Here is a 21,980-nt window from a genome sequence, read left to right as displayed (position 1 = left end):
ACTTTTATTTATAAGTCAAGGAAATTTTGTAACAATCGCTCACCTGTCTTTCCGCTCTTTTCTGGGTGAAACTGCACTCCAAAGAAGTTATCGTTCTCTAATGCTGAAGCATATTCTATGTCGTAATTTGAAGTTGCAATGGCTTCATCACAATTCTCAGCATAATAACTATGTACAAGGTACATGTATTCTTCTTCTCTTATGTCTTTAAATAAATTGGATTTTAAATTATTAATGGTATTCCATCCCATCTGAGGTACTTTTACAGCATTTGAAAATCGCTTTACATCAACATTAAAAATTCCTAAGCCTTTGGTATCTCCTTCTTCTGTATGATTACACATTAATTGCATTCCTAAACAAATTCCTAAGACTGGTTGTTTCAATTTTGGAATAAGCGTATCTAACCCACTCTCTTTTAACATTTTCATCGCTGAACTAGCCTCACCTACACCTGGAAAAATCACTTTATCTGCCTTAAATATCTCATCTGGATTATCAGATAATACCGCATCATATCCCAAACACTTAAAAGCAAATTGAATACTCTTAATGTTACCAGCACCGTAATTAACTATTTTTAAATCCATTACAGCATTCCTTTTGTTGATGGCAAAATCATTTTTTCTATATCTTGCTTTACAGCCATTTTAATAGCTTTTGCAAAAGCTTTGAATATGGCTTCAATTTTATGGTGTTCATTATTACCTTCAACTTTAATATTTAAATTACATTTTGCACCATCTGTGAAGGATTTAAAGAAATGATAAAACATTTCTGTGGGCATCTTCCCAATCATTTCACGATTAAATTCCGCATCCCAAACTAACCAGTTACGACCACCAAAGTCAATCGCCACTTGTGCTAAACAATCATCCATAGGTAATGAAAATCCATAACGTTCAATACCCAATTTGTTACCAAGTGTTTTTGCAAAAACTTCTCCTAGGGCAATAGCCGTATCTTCGATGGTATGATGTTCATCGACTTCTAAATCACCATCTACTTTAATATTCAAGTCCATTTGACCATGACGTGCAATCTGGTCTAACATATGGTCAAAAAAAGCGATACCAGTATCTATTGCACTCTTTCCAGTACCGTCTAGATTTAGGTCTATCTTAATTTTTGTTTCATTAGTGTTACGCTCAATAGCACCAATACGTTCAGTTGTTTTTAGAAATCTATAAATCGCTTCCCAATCGTTAGTCTCTAAAGCGATATAATCTTGTAAAATATTATCACTAACGGTGACTTCATCTGTCCCTAAATTAGTGTCATCATTAATAAAAATACCTTTTGCCCCCAGATTCTTAGCCAATTCTACATCTGTTAATCTGTCACCAATTACAAACGAATTTTCTAAATCATATTCATCAGAGAAATATTTAGTTAATAAGCCCGTATTAGGTTTTCTGGTTGGTGCATTATCCTTTGCAAATGTTTTATCTATAAATTGTTCTTCAAAGACAACACCTTCGCTTTCAAATGTTTTTAATACAAAATTGTGCACTGGCCAAAAGGTATCTTCAGGATAGACTTCCGTACCTAAGCCATCTTGATTGGTAATCATTACAATTTCAAAATTCAATTCTTTAGCAATTTTACTTAAGTATTGAAACACCTTTGGATAGAAGTCTAGCTTCTCAAAAGAGTCTATTTGCTCATCTGCTGGTTCTTTAATTAAAGTACCATCTCTATCTATAAAAAGTACTGGTTTCATTATAGTTGGTTTAAAATCGTAATTAATGTTTTATTCTCTTCTTCTGTTCCTATCGTAAAGCGCAAACAATTTTCACAAAGTGGCTGAGTTGTTCTGTTTCGTACCACTACACCATTATCTATTAACTGCGAATAACGCATTTTAGCATCATCTACTCTAGCCAAAACAAAATTTGCATCAGATGGATAAACAGTTTCAACGAATGGTATTTTGGAAAGCTTAGTTATTAAATCTTCTCGTTCTTTTAGAATAGAATCAACTTCATTATTAACTTCATCTAAGCGTGTTAATCGTTCCAAAGCTTTATCCTGAGTTAACTGATTCACATTATAAGGTGGTTTAATTTTATTAAGAATTGAAATAATATACTCTGAAGCATAGCAAATACCGAGTCTTATTCCTGCTAATCCATAGGCTTTAGAAAGTGTTTGTGTTATAATGAGATTAGGGAAATCATTCAATTTACTCATCCAACTTTCCTGATTAGAAAAATCGATATAAGCTTCATCAATAACAACAATCCCTTTAAATTCATTTAATAACTGCTCAACTTTATTGGCACTAAAGCTATTGGCTGTTGGGTTATTTGGTGAGCACAAGAACAAGATTTTAGAATTATCATTCTGATTCTCAATAATTTCTGAAACTTTAGGTTCAAAATTCTCATCTAATAGAACCGTTTTTATTTCAATAGCATTTAAGTCTGCTAATACTTTATACATACCATAAGTTGGTGGTAATGTAATGACGTTATCTTGTTTTGGCTCGCAGAATGCTCTAAACAATAAATCTAAAACTTCATCACTTCCGTTACCTAATAAAATCTGCGTTGCTTTAACATCTTTTATATCAGCCAAACGTTGTTTAACTTTGGATTGTTGCGGGTCTGGATAACGATTAACATTCGTCTGAAAAGGGTTTTCATTAGCATCAATAAATACCATATCTGACGATGCATCCTTGTATTCATCCCTTGCTGATGAATAAGCCTTAATTACTTTGATATTTTCTCGTAAAAGATTTTCTATATTCATGATTTTAAATCTTTTAAACGCAATGTCACAGCATTTTTATGTGCCTGTAAACCTTCAGCTTCTGCCATTAATTCTATTGCTGAACCTATATTCTGAATCCCTTTTTGCGATATCTTTTGAAATGTCATACTCTTTTGAAAACTATCGAGATTAACACCTGAATAAGCCTTAGAAAATCCGTTAGTTGGTAATGTGTGATTAGTACCAGATGCATAGTCACCAGCACTTTCAGGTGTGTAATTGCCTATAAATACTGAGCCTGCATTACCTATATTATTAACAAAGAAATCATCATTCTTAGTAGCAACTATAAAGTGTTCTGGTCCGTATGTATCAATTAATTCTAGTGCCGTTTCAAAATCTTTAACAACAATTGATTTTGAATTGTTTATAGCATCAGAAGCCATGTCTTTTCGAGGTAATTGTTCTAGTTGGGTATATACTTCTATATTTACATCTTCTGCAAATGTTTTTGAAGTTGTGACCAAAATCACTTGGCTATCAGAACCATGCTCAGCTTGACTTAACAAGTCTGAAGCTACATATGCAGGATTAGCAGATTCATCAGCCATAACTAATAATTCGCTTGGTCCGGCAGGCATATCAATCGCTACGCCATATTTAGTTGCTATTTGTTTGGCAACTGTAACATATTGGTTTCCTGGACCATATATTTTATAGACTTGCGGAATTGAATCTGTACCAAAGGTTAAACCGGCTACTGCTTGAATTCCACCGGCTTTAATAATTTTAGTTACACCACATAGCTGTGCTGTATACAAAATTTCATTGGCTATTTTTCCTTCTTTGTTTGGTGGTGAGCACAGTACAATCTCCTTACAACCAGCAATATTTGCTGGTACAGCCAACATTAAAACTGTTGAAAATAATGGTGCTGTTCCCCCAGGAATGTATAAACCTACTTTTTGAATTGGTCTTTTTTCTTGCCAACATTCTACACCATCCATAGTTTCTTGAAAAACGCGTTCTGTTTTTTGAGCTTTGTGAAACTTTTCAATATTTGATTTTGCTAATCGGATGGCTTGTTTTAATTCCTCAGAAACAGAATTCGAAGCTTGAATGATTTCGGTTTCTGAAACAACTAAAGAATTTAATTCTACTTTATCGAACTTTAGCGTGTATTCTTTTAATGCAGTATCCCCATTTTCTTTTATGTCATTAAATACTGTATTGACGATAGACTCTATATCATCTACTGTTTTGGTTGGTCTCTTCAGAATACGTGACCAATCATTTCTTTTTGGATTCTCAATCAGTATCATTACAGCACCATATTTTCGATTGGACAAACAAGAATTCCTTCAGCTCCATTAGCTTTTAACTCGTCAATGACATCCCAAAAGTCATTCTTATTAATTACTGAGTGTAATGAACTCCAGCTTTCTTTTGCTAATGGCAATATTGTGGGGCTATTCATACCTGGCAGAATTTCAACAATTTTGTCAAGCTTATCATTTGGCGCATTCAATAACACGTATTTATTTTCTCGTCCTCGCAATACGGACTTTAAACGAAATTGAATTTTATTTATAATTTCTTGATTCTCTTTTGAAATCTTTGGTGAAGTAGCCAATACAGCTTCAGATTTTAAGAGTACTTCAATCTCTTTTAATCCATTTTTATACAAAGTACTACCACTAGAAACAATATCGCAAATGCCATCTGCTAAACCAATGTTTGGTGCAATCTCTACGGAACCATTAATAATATGAAGATTGGCATTTATATTATTTTTTTCTAAAAATTGATTTACAGTATTTGGATAAGAAGTCGCTATACGCTTGCCTTCTAAATCCTTTAAAGATTTAGCTTCAGAAGATTTAGGAACCGCAATTGATACACGACATTTAGAGAAACCCAATCGCTCTACAACTTTTAAGTCATTTCCTTTTTCAATCAATACGTTTTCGCCAATAATAGCGGCATCTATAACGCCATCTCTTAGATATTGTGGTATATCACTATTTCGTAGATAAAAAACTTCTAAAGGAAAATTTCTAGCGGATGCTTTTAATTGATCTTTTCCATTGTCTACTGATATTCCAATTTCTTTTAAGATTTTCATGGAATCATCGTGAAGACGACCAGATTTTTGTACAGCAATTTTTAATTTACTCATCTTGTGCCTGTGAAGACAGGTTTTAATTAAACTTAATTTTAAGTTTGAGTAAATCTTTTGGTGGATATTCCTTTTATAGAAATAAAAAACCGCTTGATTTACTCAAACGGTTTTAAAAATATCTTGACTTTAATCAATACACCTTCACCACGCTTGAGCGATTAAATGAAGATGATGATGTAATTGAATAAAATTCATGTTCTGTTTTGTTCTTAACAAAGTTTCAAAAAATAAAATTACAATTCCAAGTATTTAACAAAAAAATTATTGGTTACCTAAAATAATTGGCATACCACTATCTCCTGAGCCAATTACTATAACCTTACTGTTAGGTGATTCTGCTAGTTTTACCGTAGCTTCAATTCCTTTATCCTGTAGAATTTTGTCTGTTAATGATGCACTTAAAATTCGGTTAGCATCTGCTTTACCTTGTGCTTCAATAATTACTTTTTCTGCTTCTTTAGCAGCGGTAACCAATCTAAATTCATACTCTAAAGACTCTTGCTCTTGTCTTAATTTACGCTCAATTGCTTCTTTAATGGTGTTAGGCAACGTCACGTCTCTAACCAAAACCTCATTTAATTGCACATACTGTTTAGCTAAAATCTTTTTGGTTTCTGCAAAAATTTCATCTTGTATTGCATCTCGTTTACTAGAATAGAGCTGTTCTGGTGTATAACGACCAACCACACTTCTGGCTGCAGAGCGAATTGCTGGTTGTATAACACGTTGCAAATAATTTTGACCTAAGGATTGGTGCAAATTCCCCAAATCTTCATATACAGGCTCATACCATGCTGAAGCATCTATCTGAATTTCGAGTCCATTAGATGATAATACTTTCATTTTTTCGAAGAGTTCTTGTTGACGTACTTCATATACATATACTTTGTTCCAAGGTGCTACAATATGAAATCCCTCTCCCATAGGTGGTTCATCAACAACTACACCTTCACCAAAAGTTTTAAACAAAACACCAGCCTCTCCTGAACCAATGGTTACGGCTGATTTTGCAATCACTATAATTAAAATAACAACTCCAACTAATATTGGTAGTCCAATTTTTGGTAATTTATCCATGTGTTTCTTTTTTAAATTAATCCGTTATACTTTCTAATAAACCACTCAGCAAATAAACATGTAACTATTAATCCAAGTAGATATTTCCAGTCTATCAAAGGTACGATATTTTTAGTGCTTTTCTGAATGGTTGCATATCTATTATCAGCTATAAGATTCTGTATTAAATCATTGTACTGGGTATTAAAAAAAGTTTTCCCATAACTTGTGTTTGCAATAGATTTTAGTTTATCAATATCTGCATTTAAGAATTGTTGCTCCACATTATATTCTAATACATCAAAACTACCAGATGCAGCAATAGATTCGATATTGTGCTTAACTGTGAAATTATACGAACCCGATGCAATACCACTGAGATCCACCCTATAATTGCCATTAGTTAACAGAAGTGGTACTTCCCTAACACTATTGTCTTCCTTGTTTTTTAATATAATGGTTAATGCTGCAGAACTATCAAACTCAAAATTTTTATTGAAATACTGTGCGGATATTATAACATCATCATTACCATTATAAAATGATTTATAATCAATATTTATTCGACTTCGTTTTTTATTAGAACTGAGATACTGAACTAATTTACCAATAAAGTTATCGAAATCGTTAAAACTCTCTGAGTCTAAATAGGCTTGTGCACGCCATCTCCATATCCCTTCCCCAACCAATACTGCATGTTTCATATTATCAAACGCATAAGTAGCCAACATTGCATCACCAGTGTTAATGCCATTTACTGTTTTGTAGAGAATAACATCAGCAGGAGCCAAAAAATTGAAACCACCAAATTCAGATCTTAATGGTGGATAATCTTCAAAAGTTAAATTATCTATAATGAAGGTATTATAATTTCTATTTAATTCTGGTTGAAAATCTTCTGTCTGATTTGATATGGACCATAAGATTTTTAAGTGTGTATTATTTATAAACTCATAATCTGTTGTGGCTCCTGCAATTATAAAAGTATTGAGTTTTTGCGTCTTAATCTCATTAAGAGTTTCGTTAAATTTATTATTAGGTTGATAAAGTATAACCAACTGAAAATCATTTATTTTACTTAAATATTCTTTTGGCTTTAAGATAGATACACTTCTTTGCTCATTGCTTTCAATCGCTTTCTTTAAGGCGCCTAGATCTGGATGCAATCGTTCTGAAACTAACGCGATATTTGTTTTTTGATCAATAACCTCTACACCAAAATTTTTTGAATTATTGATTATATTCTTCTCGTTAGTTAAAGGTGATAATTCTACACGATACGTCTTTACACCTACACTATTAGCTAATAACACAGTAGAAACAACCTCTGAGGTTTTAGAAGCATTAAATTGAATTGGTTTTCTAAATACTACTGAATTATTACCAGACAAAATTTTTAGTTCTGTATTTATGGCTTCAGCACCATTGTAATTGGCAATAATTTCTACAGGAAACTTATTTTTTAAATATACATAGCGATTGACGTTGAGTTGCTTTATACTTAAGTCTGAATATACTGTAGAATCACCTAAAACAACTGGATAGATGGGTTGTTTTACTGATTTTGCCACATAACTATAATCTGCGCCATAGGTTTGATTACCATCACTAATTATTATAATTGGCGCTGTTTGATTAGCATATACTTCACCAAATTGCTTTAATGCTTGCGAAATATTAGACTGACGTTCATTAAAATTTAAGCTGTCCAGATTATTAACGGACTTACCAAAACTATATCGCTCTATATTAAAGCGTTCATTTAATTCTGAATGAGATGTAATGGTATTTAAAACTGAATTAACATTTTCTTCTTGCTTTAAATAAGATATAGATTCAGAATTATCTACTGCAACAACCAAAGTGGGTTTTTCGTCATAGAATGTTTTAGATTCAAACTTTGGATTAATTAGTAGTAGTAATATTCCGAAAACTGAAAGTGTTCTAAGTGAAGCAAGTGTATATCTTAGATTAGATTTTATCCTCGACCTATATATATACTGAAACAGCGCTAATAAAAGCGCTGCTGACCCAGCAATGATAATATATATAATTGTTTGTGTTTGCATTAATCAATTTTAGATTTATTGATTTACCAATCAAAAAAATCAACAGTCGCATAATTAAGTGAGCATTCCTCCATCAACATTTAGGGTTTGCCCAGTTACATACGCACTTAAATCACTTGCCAAAAATACGCAAGCATTGGCAATATCCTCTGGTGTTCCTCCTCGCTTTAATGGAATCGCAGCTCTCCAGCCTTTAACCGTTTCCTCATCGAGCTTTGCTGTCATTTCAGTTTCTATAAACCCTGGCGCAATGACGTTGCTTCTAATATTTCTAGATCCTAATTCTAACGCTACAGATTTTGAGAACCCGATAATTCCGGCCTTAGAAGCCGCGTAATTAGTTTGCCCGGCATTTCCTTTAACTCCAACCACTGAACTCATATTAATAATTGAGCCTTTGCGTTGTTTTAGCATAGTGCGCTGTACTGCTTTAGTCATATTAAAAACGGACTTTAAGTTGACCTCAATGACCTTATCAAAATCTTCCTCTCCCATTCGCATAAGAAGATTATCTTTAGTGATACCCGCATTATTAATCAAGATGTCGATTGCACCAAACTCAACTAATACATCTTCAGCTAATTTCTGCGCTTCATCAAAGCTAGCAGCATTACTTTGGTAACCCACAGCTTTTACACCTTTAGAGTTTAAGTCTGCTTCAAGTGCTTTAGCTGCATCGACAGAAGAACTATATGTAAACGCTACATTTGCACCATGTTGTGCAAAAACTTCAGCAATACCTTTTCCTATACCACGACTAGCACCAGTTATAATTGCTGTTTTTCCTTCTAATAATTTCATAATAATGGTTAGTTAATTTTGTTTAATATCCTTTAATCGCTGACAAAATATATTATAAAGAATCCCTATTAAGTTTTTGACTGCGCTTAAAATGATAGTATAATTACATTTGTTATTCTACACCAAATATACCAATTACATGTTGCAAGAAATAAAAAAACCTCACAATTCATGTTAAATAAATTATGAGGTTAGATTTTATAATAGCTCTGGTTAAAATATAATAAATACCCAGATTAGAGCTTCACTTCTTCTTCCTGATTGTAATTAAACAAATAATCAATATCCAGCTCCTTAATCTCCCCAAGAGTACTAAGCGCTTCAAAGTCCATATCTTTTTTATTACCTATCACCATAACGTTATATTCTTTACCACTAATATTTTCGTTAAAGAATGTTTTTAGATCTTCTAAAGTCATGTTTTTGATAGTATTGTACATTTCCTGACGATTATCATTAGAAATACCACGTTTCTTCAAACCTTCGTAAGTCCAAAATATATTTGACTTCGTTATACGTTGTGCTGCAATTTTCTTTAAAGTTGCCTCTTTTGCCTGATTGAACTGATCTTCAGCTTCAGGCATATTTGTCATAAGATCCATCATGGCATTAACTGCCTGTTCTAATTTATTGGCCTGTGTACCAACATAAGCCATTGTATAATCTGGTTTCCCTGCTTCACTCGCATTGCGATAACTAGAGAATGCCGAATAAGCTAAAGATTTAGATTCTCTTATTTCTTGAAATACAATAGAGGATAATCCACTTCCAAAATAGGTATTAAATAAACGAGAAGCTGCCATCTTTTTTGGATCAAAGGTATCTCCTTTTGAAAGTAACATGATTTCACTTTGCACCATATCATAATCTACAAAATAAACATTACCACCAGTTTCCAGATTGACATATTCTGTTTTTTCTGGATAATCCAAAAAGTTTTCTGGTACAGCGTGGTTTTTTTCTAATGAGGCCATGGCAGCATCTATATCATTACCATAGTAAAATGCACGTTGTTTATAATTACGTAATTGCTTAATTGTGTTTACTAAATCTTCTGGCGTAATTTTTTTCAATTCAGCTTCAGAATAAATATTACGTAATCTCGAATTTTCACCATACTGACCATAACTCATTAAACCATTCCAGAAAATATTACCCTTTTGGGTCTTGTTATCTTCTCTTCCTTTTAATATACTTTCAACATATTTATCATAAGTTTCTTGATTAGCCTCCGCATTATCCCATAGGTTTTCTAACAAGGCTAAACCAGCATCCAAGTTCTCTTTTAAGCCTGAAATTCCCACATAGGTTTTGTCACTCGATGAAAAGAAGTTAGTACTAATACCTAGTTTGTAAAATTCTTGTTTAAGTTCTTCTGGTGAGTATTTGTCTGTACCCAAGTAATCTAAATAACCCGCTGCCAATGACACCATTCGATCATTATCTTGACCCATATCGAAAATGATATTTAAATTAAAAATATCATTATTAGGATTATTCACATAAGCGACTTTTACTCCATTAGCCATTTCTTTTTCTTTAATAGCCGTTTTATAATCTATAAATTGAGGTTTTAGATCTGGTGAAGCTTTAGAATTGAATGTTTTAAGAAAGTCTGATTCCTTATCTCTATTTAGCTCAATTGGTGTGATACCAGGGTTTTCAACTTTAACAATAGATTTATCCTCTCCTTGAATTTTATGAACTTCTACATAGTTATTTCCATAAAATTCATTTGCAAATTTTACAACTTGTTCTTTAGTTATTTTTTTCATTTCATCTAACATCACAATTCTATCTTTCCAATCTTGAAATCCTATGAAAGCACCTAAATATGCATAAGCTGTAGACGAAGCATTTTCGTATTGACGTATTTGAGATAAACGCAAATCATTGACTACAGCATCTAAAAGCCAATCTTCAAATTCCCCTTTTTTAACTTTTTCAACTTGTTCTAAAAGTAAGTCCTTGACATCGTCTAAAGTTTGATCTGCCTTAGGTCTTCCATATAGTAAGTGAAATCCATAATCATTATTAAAATTAGTGAATGAAGAAGCCTGTTGTACCATCTGCTTTTGGTTAAGATTCAAATCTATTAAACCAGCTTGAGAATTAGCCAGCATATAATCTACCAAAGTTAACATTACTTCTTGCTCAGACCCTTTTCCTTTAGAGCGAAATGCAACATAAATCGACTCAGCTGTTGGCCCATAAACTTCCTTTTTAACAGGTGCTGTTATAGGCTCTAAATCTGGAAAAGTGGGATGTGTAAGCTCTTTCTTTTCATAACCACCAAACGCATCATTTACTTTTTTAATAGTTTCGTCAAAGTCTAGATCACCAACTAAAATAACAGCCATATTGTTTGGTACATAGTACTTATCGAAATACGCGTTAATAGCTTCCATTGAAGGGTTCTTTAAATGCTCTGAAATACCAATGGTAGATTGCGTACCATAAGGGTGTGTCGGGTATAGTCCTTGTAAGGTAGCATAGTACTGCTTGCGTCCATCATTATCCTGACCTCGATTAAATTCTTCATAAACCGCTTCAATCTCTGTATGAAATAAACGAAGAACTAATTGACTAAAACGCTCACTTTCTACCATTAACCACTTATCAATTTCGTTTGATGGTATTTTATTAACGTATACGGTTTGCTCATTTGATGTAAATGCATTTGTACCTTCAGCACCAAGTGAATTTACCATCTTATCATACTCATTTGCTATAGCAATCTTTGAAGCTTCAAGAGATACTGAATCTATTTTTTTGTATATCGCTTTTTTAGCCTCAAGATCTTTTTCGTTTTTATGTGCTTCATACAAATCTGAGATCTCTTTTATTATTTCTTTCTCAGCTTCATAATCTGTTGTACCTATATCGTCAGTACCTTTAAAAACCATATGCTCTAAATAATGAGCCAAGCCTGTATTGTCTGCAGGATCATAAGTAGAACCAGCTCTAACTGCAATTAAAGTTTGAATTTTTGGCTCTTCTTCGTTTTTGCCCAGGTAAACTTTTAATCCATTGTCTAAAGTATACAGGCGTAAACCTGTTGGATCATTGTTAACAGTCTCGTAAGTAAACCCATTAGCATCAGTTTCAGAATTAATGGCATATTCCTTTTTCGCATTGTCTTTACATGCTGAAAAAAGTACTAATGCAACAACAAACAGTGTGTAAAATTTAGTAAGTTTCATATCAGTTGATTAAGTGAATAAAAAATCCATTGACTAAAATAAAGTCAATGGATGTATAACGTATGTTAATTAAATATATTTTAACAGAAATTTAGCCAATTACCTCAGCGACTTTCTTTCCAATCTCAGCTGGTGAATCTACAACATGAATACCACACGCTTTCATTATTTTCTTTTTAGCCTGTGCAGTATCATCACTACCACCAACAATGGCTCCAGCATGTCCCATAGTACGACCAGCAGGAGCAGTTTCTCCAGCAATAAAGCCTACTATTGGTTTTTTACTACCACTCGCTTTATACCAGTTTGCAGCATCAGCTTCTAATTGCCCACCGATTTCTCCAATCATAACCACTGCTTCAGTCTCTGGATCATTAATTAATAATTCAACAGCCTCTTTGGTTGTAGTACCAATTATCGGATCACCACCAATACCAATTGCTGTTGTTATACCTAAACCTTGTTTTACAACCTGGTCAGCAGCTTCGTAAGTTAATGTACCAGATTTTGAAACAATACCGACTTTACCTTGTTTAAAAACAAAGCCTGGCATAATACCAACCTTTGCTTCACCTGGTGTTATTACACCTGGACAGTTAGGTCCTACTAAACGACAATCTCTATCTTTAATATAATCTGCTGCTTTAATCATATCTGCAACAGGAATACCTTCCGTAATAGTTATAATTACTTTTATACCTGCATCAGCTGCTTCCATAATCGCATCAGCAGCAAATGCTGGTGGTACAAAGATAATAGTTGTATCTGCATTTACTTTCTCAACAGCTTCAGAAACTGTATTGAAAACAGGTCTGTCTAAGTGTGTTTGACCACCTTTTCCTGGAGTTACTCCACCAACAACATTGGTTCCATACTCAATCATTTGACCAGCATGAAATGTACCTTCACTACCAGTAAAACCTTGTACGATAATATTTGAATTTTTATTAACTAAAACGCTCATTTGATATAGTAATATTTTAAGTTCTATAAATTTAATTCTGCAAAAATAAGAGTTTTGAAATGCAATTACGACCTCTTTTTATATTTTTCTTTCTGCATATGATGCCATACTTTCTGCATCACTCTCATCAGCTTGTTGGCTAATCTCATAGCCTCTATATAATTTATTATCCTTTACTTCCCAAATAGTTGAAAAATGTGCTAAAACAACTTCATTATCAGGGTTTTCAATAGTATTGGCAAATAAGGTGTGCCTAGTAAACACTTTAGAATCTACTTCAATAAAATGTGTAAACTCAAATCTAAGATTGGTATAAGATTTTCTTGTGCCTTCAAAAAAATCTACAATAGCATCATAATCTAAAAACATAAAGCCTTGACTACTGCTCCAATGTAATTCACATTCTTTATGGTAAAACTTCGAAACCACATCTGGATCGTTGGCCAAATCAGAATCGTAAAATGCTTTAACTATTTCTTTAGCTGACATTTATAAGTCCTTTAGTTTTTTAAGTATTTCAGGGATTTTCTTTACATAAGCCCTGTCTTTAAAAAAGGCCCTTGCTTCTTGAGCTGGTGACCCAAAATAGGTTTTCCCTTCTTCTGTTGTATGTCCTAAACCAGATTGCGCAAATAGCACTGTACCTTTAGATATAGTAATACCACTTTTTACACCAACTTGTCCCCAAATGGTAACATTATCTTCAACAACCACACAACCAGCAATTCCTGTTTGTGAAGCTATTAAACATTTTTTACCTAAAACTGTGTCATGCCCAATCTGTATTTGGTTATCTAATTTAGACCCTTTACCAATAGTAGTATCGCCTGTAACGCCTCTATCTATTGTACAGGCTGATCCTATATCAACATTATCCTCGACAATTACACGTCCACCCGAGAGTAGTTGATCATAACCTTCTGGTCTATTTTTATAATAGAATGCACTTGCACCTAAAACAGTTCCTGAGTGGATAGTCACATTATCACCTATAATAGTATCATCATAAATACTAACATTAGCATGGATAATGCAATTTTTACCGATAGAAACATTATTGCCAATAAAACAATTGGGTTGAATTATGGTACCTTCACCAATTATAGCATTGGCAGCGATAGCAACATTTGAAGATTTAAAAGGTTTGAAATGAAGTGTTAACTTATTGAAATCTCTGAATGGATCATCTGAAACCAAAAGCGCTTTTCCCTTAGGACAATCTACTTTTTTGTTAATAAGAACAACAGTTGCAGCAGATTCCAGAGCTTTATCATAATACTTTGGGTGATCGACAAATACGATATCACCAGACTCAACAACGTGGATTTCGTTTATACCTAAAACAGGGAAATCATCGTCACCGACATACTCAGTATCAATTAAACTGGCAATCTCTCTTAATGTATGTGGTCTTGGAAACTTCAAATATCCTCTTTGTTATAATGAGATTTCTACTTATGCAGAAATGATAATTATTCTTTAATACGTTCTTTGTAAGTACCTTTTTCAGTCTCAACTTTGATTTTATCACCTTCGTTAATAAAAAGTGGAACATTTACAGATGCTCCTGTTTCTACTGTTGCAGGTTTTGTGGCGTTTGTTGCTGTATTACCTTTAACGCCTGGCTCTGTTGCCGTAACTTCTAATATTACGGTTGCTGGCATATCTACTGAAAGAGGCATGTTATCTTCAGAATTAATTTGAATTGTAACGATTTCGCCTTCTTTCATCAAGTCAGGCCTATCTAAAGCGGATTCTAGTAATCTAATTTGTGTATAGTCGGCTTCATTCATAAAGTGATAGAATTCCCCATCGTTATACAAATATTGAAATTTATGTGTTTCTACTCTTACATCATCAATCTTATGACCAGCAGAAAAGGTATTATCAATAACTTTCCCTGTGGTTACACTTTTTAGTTTGGTTCTAACAAAAGCAGGTCCTTTTCCTGGTTTTACATGAAGAAATTCGATGATTTTATAGATGTCATGATTATATTTTATACATAATCCGTTTCTAATATCTGATGTACTTGCCATAGTAGTTCCACGCCTTGACGTGATATTTTTTAATTAATAAAATTTTAGTTTGATTTAAAATAACCTTTCATGATACCACGATGCGAGTTCTTAATAAACTGAAGAATCTCATCACGTTCAGGAGTTGCTTGCATTTCTGCTTCAATAATTTCTGAAGCTTGTGTATTGTTGTAATTCTTTTGATATAATATTCTAAATATATCTTGTATTTCCCTGATTTTTTCTGTTGTAAATCCTCTACGTCTTAAACCAACAGAGTTAATTCCGACATAAGATAATGGCTCACGAGCTGCTTTTACAAAAGGTGGTACGTCTTTACGAACTAAAGAACCACCTGTTACAAAGGCGTGATTTCCTATTGAGCAAAATTGATGTACTGCAGTCATACCTGCTAAAACCACATAATCACCAACGGTAATATGACCTGCCAGTGTGCTGTTGTTAGAGAAAATACAGTTACTACCTACTAAACAGTCGTGGGCAATATGGCAATACGCCATAATTAAACAATTATCACCAATAACAGTTTTCATTTTGTCTGTTGTTCCTCTGTTGATGGTAACACATTCTCTAATAGTAACGTTATTACCAATTTCTACAGTGGTATCTTCATCATTATACTTTAAATCTTGGGGAACAGCTGAAATAACGGCTCCAGGAAAAATGTTACAATTTTTTCCGATGCGAGCACCTTCCATAATAGTAACATTACTTCCAATCCATGTCCCTTCACCTATTTTTACATTATTGTGAATAGTAGTGAAAGGTTCTATAACTACATTCTTGGCAATTTTAGCTCCAGGATGTACATATGCTAAGGGTTGGTTCATTCTATTTTACTTTTGAAATTTGTGCCATAAGTTCGGCTTCTGCGCATAATTTACCATTAGCATAGGCATAACCTTGCATATGACATATACCTCTTCTAATAGGTGTTATTAACGAGCATTTAAAAATAAGTGTATCTCCAGGTACTACTTTTTGCTTAAATTTTACATTATCCATTTTCATAAAGAATGTTAAATAATTTTCAGGATCTGGAACTGTACTCAACACTAAAATACCGCCAGTTTGTGCCATAGCTTCAACGATTAAAACACCTGGCATAACAGGTTGCCCAGGAAAATGTCCTTTAAAGAATTCTTCATTCATTGTGACATTTTTCATCCCTATTACATAATTGTCTGTAAGTTCAAAAACTTTGTCTAACAGCAAAAACGGTTGTCTATGCGGTAGCATATTCATAATCTGATTTACATCCATCAAAGGTTGAGAATTCAAATCAACTTTGGGTACATTATTTCGTCTTTCGTTTTTTATAATTTTAGACATCTTTTTTGCAAACTGAGTGTTTACAAAATGACCTGGTTTATTTGCAATCACCTTACCTCTTATTCTGGTACCAATTAAGGCTAAGTCTCCAACAACATCTAATAATTTATGTCGAGCAGCCTCATTAGGATGATGTAAGGTTAAATTATCTAAAATACCATTGGGTTTAACTGCGATGTTATCTTTTTTAAAGGCTATCCTTAATTTTTCCATGGTACCTGGCGATAACTCTTTATCTACATATACAATAGCATTATTTAAATCGCCTCCTTTTATTAACCCATTTTCAAGAAGCATTTCAATTTCGTGCAAAAAACTAAAGGTTCTAGCATCAGCAATTTCAGTTTTAAATTCTGAAACAGCATTCATGGTTGCATTTTGTGTCCCAAGTACTTTTGTGCCAAAATCTACCATTGTAGTAACTTGATAAGCATTAGAAGGCATTAAAATAATTTCACTACCAGATGCCTCATCTGCATAGGAAACTACTTCTTTTACTATATACTCTTCTCTTACTGCATCTTGTTCAACAATTCCTGCTTTTTCTAAGGCTTCAACAAAAAATTTAGAAGAACCGTCCATAATTGGTGGCTCTGAAGCATTTAATTCTATTATTGCATTATCGATATCCAGACCAACCAAAGCAGCCAAAACATGCTCACAGGTTTGAATGGTTACACCATTTTTTTCCAAACATGTACCACGCTGTGTATTGGTAACATAGTTTGCATCTGCTTCAATTTTAGGGTTGCCTTCCAAGTCTATACGCTCAAATAGGAACCCTGAATTTTCTGCACCAGGCTTAAACACTAATGTTACATCAGCACCTGTATGAAGCCCTACACCTTTTAGTGTAACTTCTTTTTCAATGGTCTTTTGTTTTACTTCTGTTTTAACTATCGCCATTTACTTTCTTTTCAATTTCATTAATATTTTTTACAATCTTTGGTAAATTTTTAAAGTACACATAAGACTTATTGTAATCACCATAGGTTAAAGCTGGTGAACCCTGTAAAACCTCATTATCTTTAACATGGCGTCCTATACCCGATTGCGCTTGTATTTTTACATTATTGCCTATGGTGATATGCCCAACTATACCTACTTGCCCACCTATTTGACAGTTTTCGCCAATTTTAGTAGAACCAGCAACACCAGTTTGAGCAGCAATAACAGTATTCTTACCTATCTCTACATTATGTGCAATCTGTATTTGGTTATCAAGCTTTACACCTTTTCTTATAATTGTAGAACCTAATGTAGCTCTATCTATAGTTGTTCCGGCTCCTATATCCACGTTATTTTCTAAAATAACATTCCCAATTTGTGGCACTTTAGAATATACCCCTTTTTCATTTGGTACAAACCCAAAACCATCTGCTCCAATAATAGCTCCAGAATTAATAACACAATTCTTACCTATGACACAATCTGAATATATCTTACCTCCAGAAAATACAATACTGTTATCTCCAATTGTTACATTATCTCCTATGTATGAGTTAGGAAAAATCTTCACATTGTTTCCAATCTTTACATTATCACCAACATAAGTAAAGGCTCCTATGTATATATCATCACCTGTTTTAGCAGAATCAGACACAAAACTTGGTTGCTCAATACCAGTTTTATTTAGCTTGATTTGATTATAATACTCTAATAGTTTCGTAAACGCTCCATAAGCATCTTCTACTTTAATCAAGGTCGTTGTTAATGCTTCCTCAGGTTCAAAGTCTGAGTTAACAATAGTAATAGATGCTTTAGTTGTGTATATATATGGTTTATATTTTGGGTTGGCTAAAAAAGTAAGTGAGCCCTTTGTGCCTTCTTCTATTTTAGCAAGCTTAAAAACTTCAATATTTGAGTCGCCTTCTACTGTACCTTCTAAAATACCTGCGATTTGTTGTGCTGTGAATTTCAATTAATTGATTTTAATATATGGATTGGTTTCGCAAAAGTAAAAAAAAAGCATCACATTTTCTTTTTAGGATAGCACATATAATATTTGGTAATAGGTTTGCCCAATGCTTTTAGGTTAAGTTGGTCTGATACTTTTATAATAGTTTTTATTTTTCTAGACTTTAGTAAGATATTGATAGGTGCTTTTTTATTCTGATAAGCGACATTAGTTATTTCACCATGAAACACAAAATAATCTGCCTCCTTCTTTGAAATCATGTATTTATCCATCAAGGCATTAGAATAAGAAACTAGCTCTGAGGTTTTAATAGGTTTGTTCTTCATCTTTATTTTCAACAAGTCTCTATTAAGAATCATTTCGCAAAGATTTTGCAACACAAAATCGTCATGGTTTTTCCAATCTTTCATAGCTGCAACAATATCGTAATCATCTAGTTGTGCAAAAATGGCTAAGGTTTTAGAATTAAAACTTTCTTTAGTAACGTCAGACTTTAAAAAAAATATTAATGCCTTACTACAATTTAGCACATTACCTAATTCTACAAGCTCTTTGGCACGTTTTAAAATTCGCATTAATAACTGCTCAGCCACAACACCTGTTTTATGCAGATAAACCTGCCAATACATAAAACGTCTAGCTACTAAAAATTTTTCTACACTGTAAATTCCTTTTTCTTCAATAACTAATTGGTCATTAATAACATTAAGCATAGTTATTAAACGTTCACTGTTAATATTGCCTTCAGCTACACCTGTGTAAAAACTATCACGTTTCAAATAATCTGCCCTGTCCATGTCTATTTGACTAGAAATGAGCTGGCACATAAACTTACGAGGATATTCGCCTTTAAAAATAGAAATCGCTAAAGTTAAACTTCCGTTAAACTCTTCATTAAGAGTTTCCATAAATTTTAGCGAAATTTCTTCGTGAGAAATCCCATTTACTATACTATGCTCCATGGCATGCGAAAAAGGACCATGACCAATATCGTGCAATAAAATAGCAATTAGTAAACCATTCTCTTCATCTTTAGAAATCGTAACTCCCTTAAAACGAAGTACATTAATTGCTTTTTGCATTAAATGCATACTTCCTAAAGCATGATGAAACCTTGTATGATGTGCGCCTGGATATACCAGATAAGATAAACCCATTTGGCTTATGCGACGTAGACGTTGAAAGTATTTATGTTGAATAAGATCGAAAATTAACGAATTTGGAATCGTAATAAATCCGTAAATTGGATCGTTAAATATTTTAAGTTTATTATTAGACTTCAAACTAGAAACTCATTAATTAGAAAACAAATATACATGAACAACATAAATATTCTCTGGGTAGACGATGAAATTGATTTATTAAAGCCACATATTCTTTTTTTAGAACAAAAACAATACAAGGTCACAACCTGCCAAAGTGGTACTGAAGCTCTTGAGATTATTAACGACACCAATTTTGATATTGTTTTTTTAGATGAAAACATGCCAGGACTTACAGGTCTTGAAACTCTTAATGAAATTAAAGAAAGGCGCGCAAATCTGCCTATAGTAATGATTACCAAAAGTGAAGAGGAATATATTATGGAGGAAGCCATTGGTAATAAGATTGCAGATTATTTGATTAAACCTGTAAATCCAAATCAGATTTTGCTGAGTTTAAAGAAGAATTTAGACCACTCGCGTTTAGTTTCCGAAAAAACCACATCTAATTATCAACAAGAATTTAGGAAAATTGCCATGGACTTGTCAATGGTTAACTCCTTTGAAGAGTGGATAGATTTATATCAAAAATTAATTTATTGGGAATTACAACTCGAAGGTATTGAAGATGTTGGAATGACTGATATTTTAGAATCTCAAAAAACAGAAGCCAATATGCAGTTTGGTAAATTTATTGAGAAAAATTACGAAGACTGGTTTCAACCAAACACTGATGCTCCAGTAATGTCGCACACGCTTTTTAAAGATAAAGTTGTACCAGAATTAAGTGATAAACAACCAACGCTTTTAGTGGTCATTGATAATCTGCGTTATGATCAGTGGAAAGCTTTTGAACCTATTGTAAATAATTACTATAAAAAAGCATCAGAACTTTCATTTTACAGCATCTTACCTACAGCTACGCAATATGCTCGTAATGCTATATTTTCTGGACTTATGCCATCTGATATGGAAAAACTATATCCACAATACTGGAAAAATGATATCGATGAAGGTGGCAAAAATATGCACGAAGATGATTTTCTTAGAGAACAATTAAAGCGATTAGGCTTAAATCATATTAAATATGAATATCATAAAATCACTAATTTAAAATCTGGCAGAAAACTAGTAGAAAACTTTAGGTCATTAAAAGATAACGACTTAAATGTTGTCGTGTACAATTTTGTGGATATGCTTTCCCACTCCAAAACTGAAATGGAGGTGGTAAAGGAATTAGCCTCTAACGATAAGGCTTATCGCTCTTTAACACTTAGTTGGTTTAAGAACTCCCCTTTATTAGAAATGATTCAATTATCGCAACAGTTAGGATTTAAATTAATATTAACCACAGATCACGGTACTATTAATGTAAAAGCACCTTCTAAAGTTATAGGTGATAGAGATACAAGTTTAAACTTACGTTATAAAACAGGCCGAAGTCTAACCTATCAGGATAAGGATGTGCTTGCAATTAAAGACCCTAAGTCAGTACACCTGCCAGCACTTACGATGAGTAGTTCTTTTATTTTTGCAAAGGGTGATTTGTTCTTAGCTTACCCTAATAACTATAATCACTATGTAAGTTATTATAGAAATACGTATCAACATGGAGGTGTTTCTTTGGAGGAAATGATTATTCCATTCGTGGTTTTAGACCCTAAATAAGTTTTACAATCTATGTGATTTTTCATCAACAAACATCCTCTAAAGGCAAAAAAATCCGATGAAATACACTTTTTTCTAGGATTTCTCAATATTTTTTGTTACCATTGTGGTCTATTTTACAATAGGTTACAGTGAAAACTATTGCCCTAACATATCATTTAAAAGACATTGATGCCATTGCAACTAAAGTTTTAGAGCACTTGGAATCTAAAACCTTATTATTTAATGGCACTATGGGAACTGGCAAAACAACGTTTATTAATGCGTTGTTAAAGGCTATGGGTAGTAATGATACTGCTACGAGTCCAACATTTTCTATAGTCAATGAATATACTTTGCCTAAAGATAAAGTCTATCATTTCGATTTTTACAGAGTAGAATCTTTAGATGAAGCCTATAATTTTGGCATAGAAGATTACTTAGCAAGTAACCATTGGCTTTTTATAGAATGGCCAGAACGCATTTCTGAGCTATTGGATAACGAGCAAACACTTACTATCACTAAAATTGACAACAACACAAGATCCCTCAAATTAACCATAAATAATAAACTTTTAACCGAACATAATGCTATGACAGAACCGAAATTTTAGATAAAATTTCATTGACATTCTACCGAAAAAAGTACTCTAATTACGGAAAAACCGTAATTGAAACTTCAAAATTTCTCGGATTTTAACACAAGTTGATTTTTGCAAGCCGTGTATGCACTATACATTTGTAGTAATTAATTAATTAAATCCCTTAAATTATGAAAACTAAAAAACTAGTACTAGCAATCGCTATCTTCGGAGGAATGTTATTTACTGCTCAAGCAACTAACATTAT

General features: G+C 33.0%; 19 protein-coding genes. 2 read left to right on the top strand and 17 right to left on the bottom strand.

All coding sequences use genetic code 11. From position 1 onward, the window contains the following. Positions 1–8 precede the first annotated feature (8 nt). From hisH to Q0912_RS06785, 17 genes are all read right to left on the bottom strand, one after another. A complete protein-coding gene (hisH, locus tag Q0912_RS06865) occupies positions 9–590 on the bottom strand; it encodes an imidazole glycerol phosphate synthase subunit HisH (RefSeq protein WP_299113381.1) in 582 nt (193 codons plus the stop codon). Beyond that, positions 590–1,723 carry a bifunctional histidinol-phosphatase/imidazoleglycerol-phosphate dehydratase HisB gene (gene hisB, locus Q0912_RS06860; protein ID WP_299113379.1) on the bottom strand — a complete coding sequence of 378 codons (1,134 nt, stop codon included), beginning with the start codon at positions 1,721–1,723 and terminating at the stop codon, positions 590–592. The genes hisH and hisB overlap by 1 nt, the downstream gene beginning before the upstream one ends. After that, a complete protein-coding gene (gene hisC / locus Q0912_RS06855; protein ID WP_299113377.1) occupies positions 1,723–2,757 on the bottom strand; it encodes a histidinol-phosphate transaminase in 1,035 nt (344 codons plus the stop codon). The genes hisB and hisC overlap by 1 nt, the downstream gene beginning before the upstream one ends. Continuing rightward, positions 2,754–4,040, bottom strand: a complete 1,287-nt coding sequence (gene hisD, locus Q0912_RS06850) for a histidinol dehydrogenase (RefSeq protein WP_299113374.1) — start codon at positions 4,038–4,040, stop codon at positions 2,754–2,756. The genes hisC and hisD overlap by 4 nt, the downstream gene beginning before the upstream one ends. Continuing rightward, positions 4,040–4,897: an ATP phosphoribosyltransferase gene (hisG, locus tag Q0912_RS06845; RefSeq protein ID WP_299113372.1), complete on the bottom strand. Its 858-nt coding sequence runs from the start codon at positions 4,895–4,897 to the stop codon at positions 4,040–4,042. Before hisG ends, hisD begins: the two co-directional genes overlap by 1 nt. A gap of 264 nt (positions 4,898–5,161) precedes the next feature. Continuing rightward, on the bottom strand, positions 5,162–5,977 hold the full coding sequence (locus tag Q0912_RS06840; protein WP_299113370.1) for a prohibitin family protein: 816 nt from the start codon (positions 5,975–5,977) through the stop codon (positions 5,162–5,164). A gap of 11 nt (positions 5,978–5,988) precedes the next feature. Continuing rightward, positions 5,989–8,025: a VWA domain-containing protein gene (locus Q0912_RS06835; protein ID WP_299113368.1), complete on the bottom strand. Its 2,037-nt coding sequence runs from the start codon at positions 8,023–8,025 to the stop codon at positions 5,989–5,991. 54 nt (positions 8,026–8,079) lie between these two features. Further along, complete coding sequence (fabG, locus tag Q0912_RS06830; protein ID WP_299113365.1) at positions 8,080–8,826, bottom strand: 3-oxoacyl-[acyl-carrier-protein] reductase; 747 nt, start codon at positions 8,824–8,826, stop codon at positions 8,080–8,082. A 236-nt stretch (positions 8,827–9,062) separates the two neighbouring features. Further along, entirely contained in the window at positions 9,063–12,029 is a 2,967-nt protein-coding gene (locus Q0912_RS06825) for a M16 family metallopeptidase (RefSeq protein WP_299113363.1), read from the bottom strand. A gap of 91 nt (positions 12,030–12,120) precedes the next feature. Continuing rightward, entirely contained in the window at positions 12,121–12,993 is an 873-nt protein-coding gene (gene sucD, locus Q0912_RS06820; RefSeq protein WP_299113362.1) for a succinate--CoA ligase subunit alpha, read from the bottom strand. 78 nt (positions 12,994–13,071) lie between these two features. Beyond that, on the bottom strand, positions 13,072–13,482 hold the full coding sequence (locus tag Q0912_RS06815; RefSeq protein ID WP_299113361.1) for a nuclear transport factor 2 family protein: 411 nt from the start codon (positions 13,480–13,482) through the stop codon (positions 13,072–13,074). Next, positions 13,483–14,418 carry a UDP-3-O-(3-hydroxymyristoyl)glucosamine N-acyltransferase gene (locus Q0912_RS06810; protein WP_299113360.1) on the bottom strand — a complete coding sequence of 312 codons (936 nt, stop codon included), beginning with the start codon at positions 14,416–14,418 and terminating at the stop codon, positions 13,483–13,485. A 47-nt stretch (positions 14,419–14,465) separates the two neighbouring features. Then, positions 14,466–15,032, bottom strand: coding sequence for an elongation factor P (efp, locus tag Q0912_RS06805; protein ID WP_299113359.1), 567 nt, complete (start codon positions 15,030–15,032; stop codon positions 14,466–14,468). A 44-nt stretch (positions 15,033–15,076) separates the two neighbouring features. Further along, positions 15,077–15,862, bottom strand: a complete 786-nt coding sequence (gene lpxA / locus Q0912_RS06800; protein ID WP_299113357.1) for an acyl-ACP--UDP-N-acetylglucosamine O-acyltransferase — start codon at positions 15,860–15,862, stop codon at positions 15,077–15,079. Between the two features lies 1 nt (position 15,863). After that, a complete protein-coding gene (locus Q0912_RS06795) occupies positions 15,864–17,270 on the bottom strand; it encodes a bifunctional UDP-3-O-[3-hydroxymyristoyl] N-acetylglucosamine deacetylase/3-hydroxyacyl-ACP dehydratase (RefSeq protein WP_299113356.1) in 1,407 nt (468 codons plus the stop codon). After that, positions 17,257–18,285 carry a UDP-3-O-(3-hydroxymyristoyl)glucosamine N-acyltransferase gene (lpxD, locus tag Q0912_RS06790; RefSeq protein WP_299113355.1) on the bottom strand — a complete coding sequence of 343 codons (1,029 nt, stop codon included), beginning with the start codon at positions 18,283–18,285 and terminating at the stop codon, positions 17,257–17,259. Before lpxD ends, Q0912_RS06795 begins: the two co-directional genes overlap by 14 nt. Before the next feature lie 50 nt (positions 18,286–18,335). Further along, positions 18,336–19,565: an HD domain-containing protein gene (locus tag Q0912_RS06785; protein ID WP_299113353.1), complete on the bottom strand. Its 1,230-nt coding sequence runs from the start codon at positions 19,563–19,565 to the stop codon at positions 18,336–18,338. Positions 19,566–19,598: 33 nt separating this feature from the next. On the opposite strand from Q0912_RS06785, the gene Q0912_RS06780 reads away from it, so the two are divergent. Both Q0912_RS06780 and tsaE read left to right on the top strand, forming a co-directional pair. After that, positions 19,599–21,152 (top strand): bifunctional response regulator/alkaline phosphatase family protein, encoded by a 1,554-nt coding sequence (locus Q0912_RS06780; protein ID WP_299113351.1) that lies wholly within the window; start codon positions 19,599–19,601, stop codon positions 21,150–21,152. Between the two features lie 131 nt (positions 21,153–21,283). Next, positions 21,284–21,745 (top strand): tRNA (adenosine(37)-N6)-threonylcarbamoyltransferase complex ATPase subunit type 1 TsaE, encoded by a 462-nt coding sequence (tsaE, locus tag Q0912_RS06775; protein WP_299113349.1) that lies wholly within the window; start codon positions 21,284–21,286, stop codon positions 21,743–21,745. Positions 21,746–21,980 lie beyond the last annotated feature (235 nt).

The organism is uncultured Winogradskyella sp. (genome assembly GCF_947498345.1).
Lineage (GTDB): Bacteria > Bacteroidota > Bacteroidia > Flavobacteriales > Flavobacteriaceae > Winogradskyella.
The sequence above is the reverse complement of the archived record's forward strand: the minus strand, read 5'-3'. Positions and strand labels throughout refer to the sequence as shown.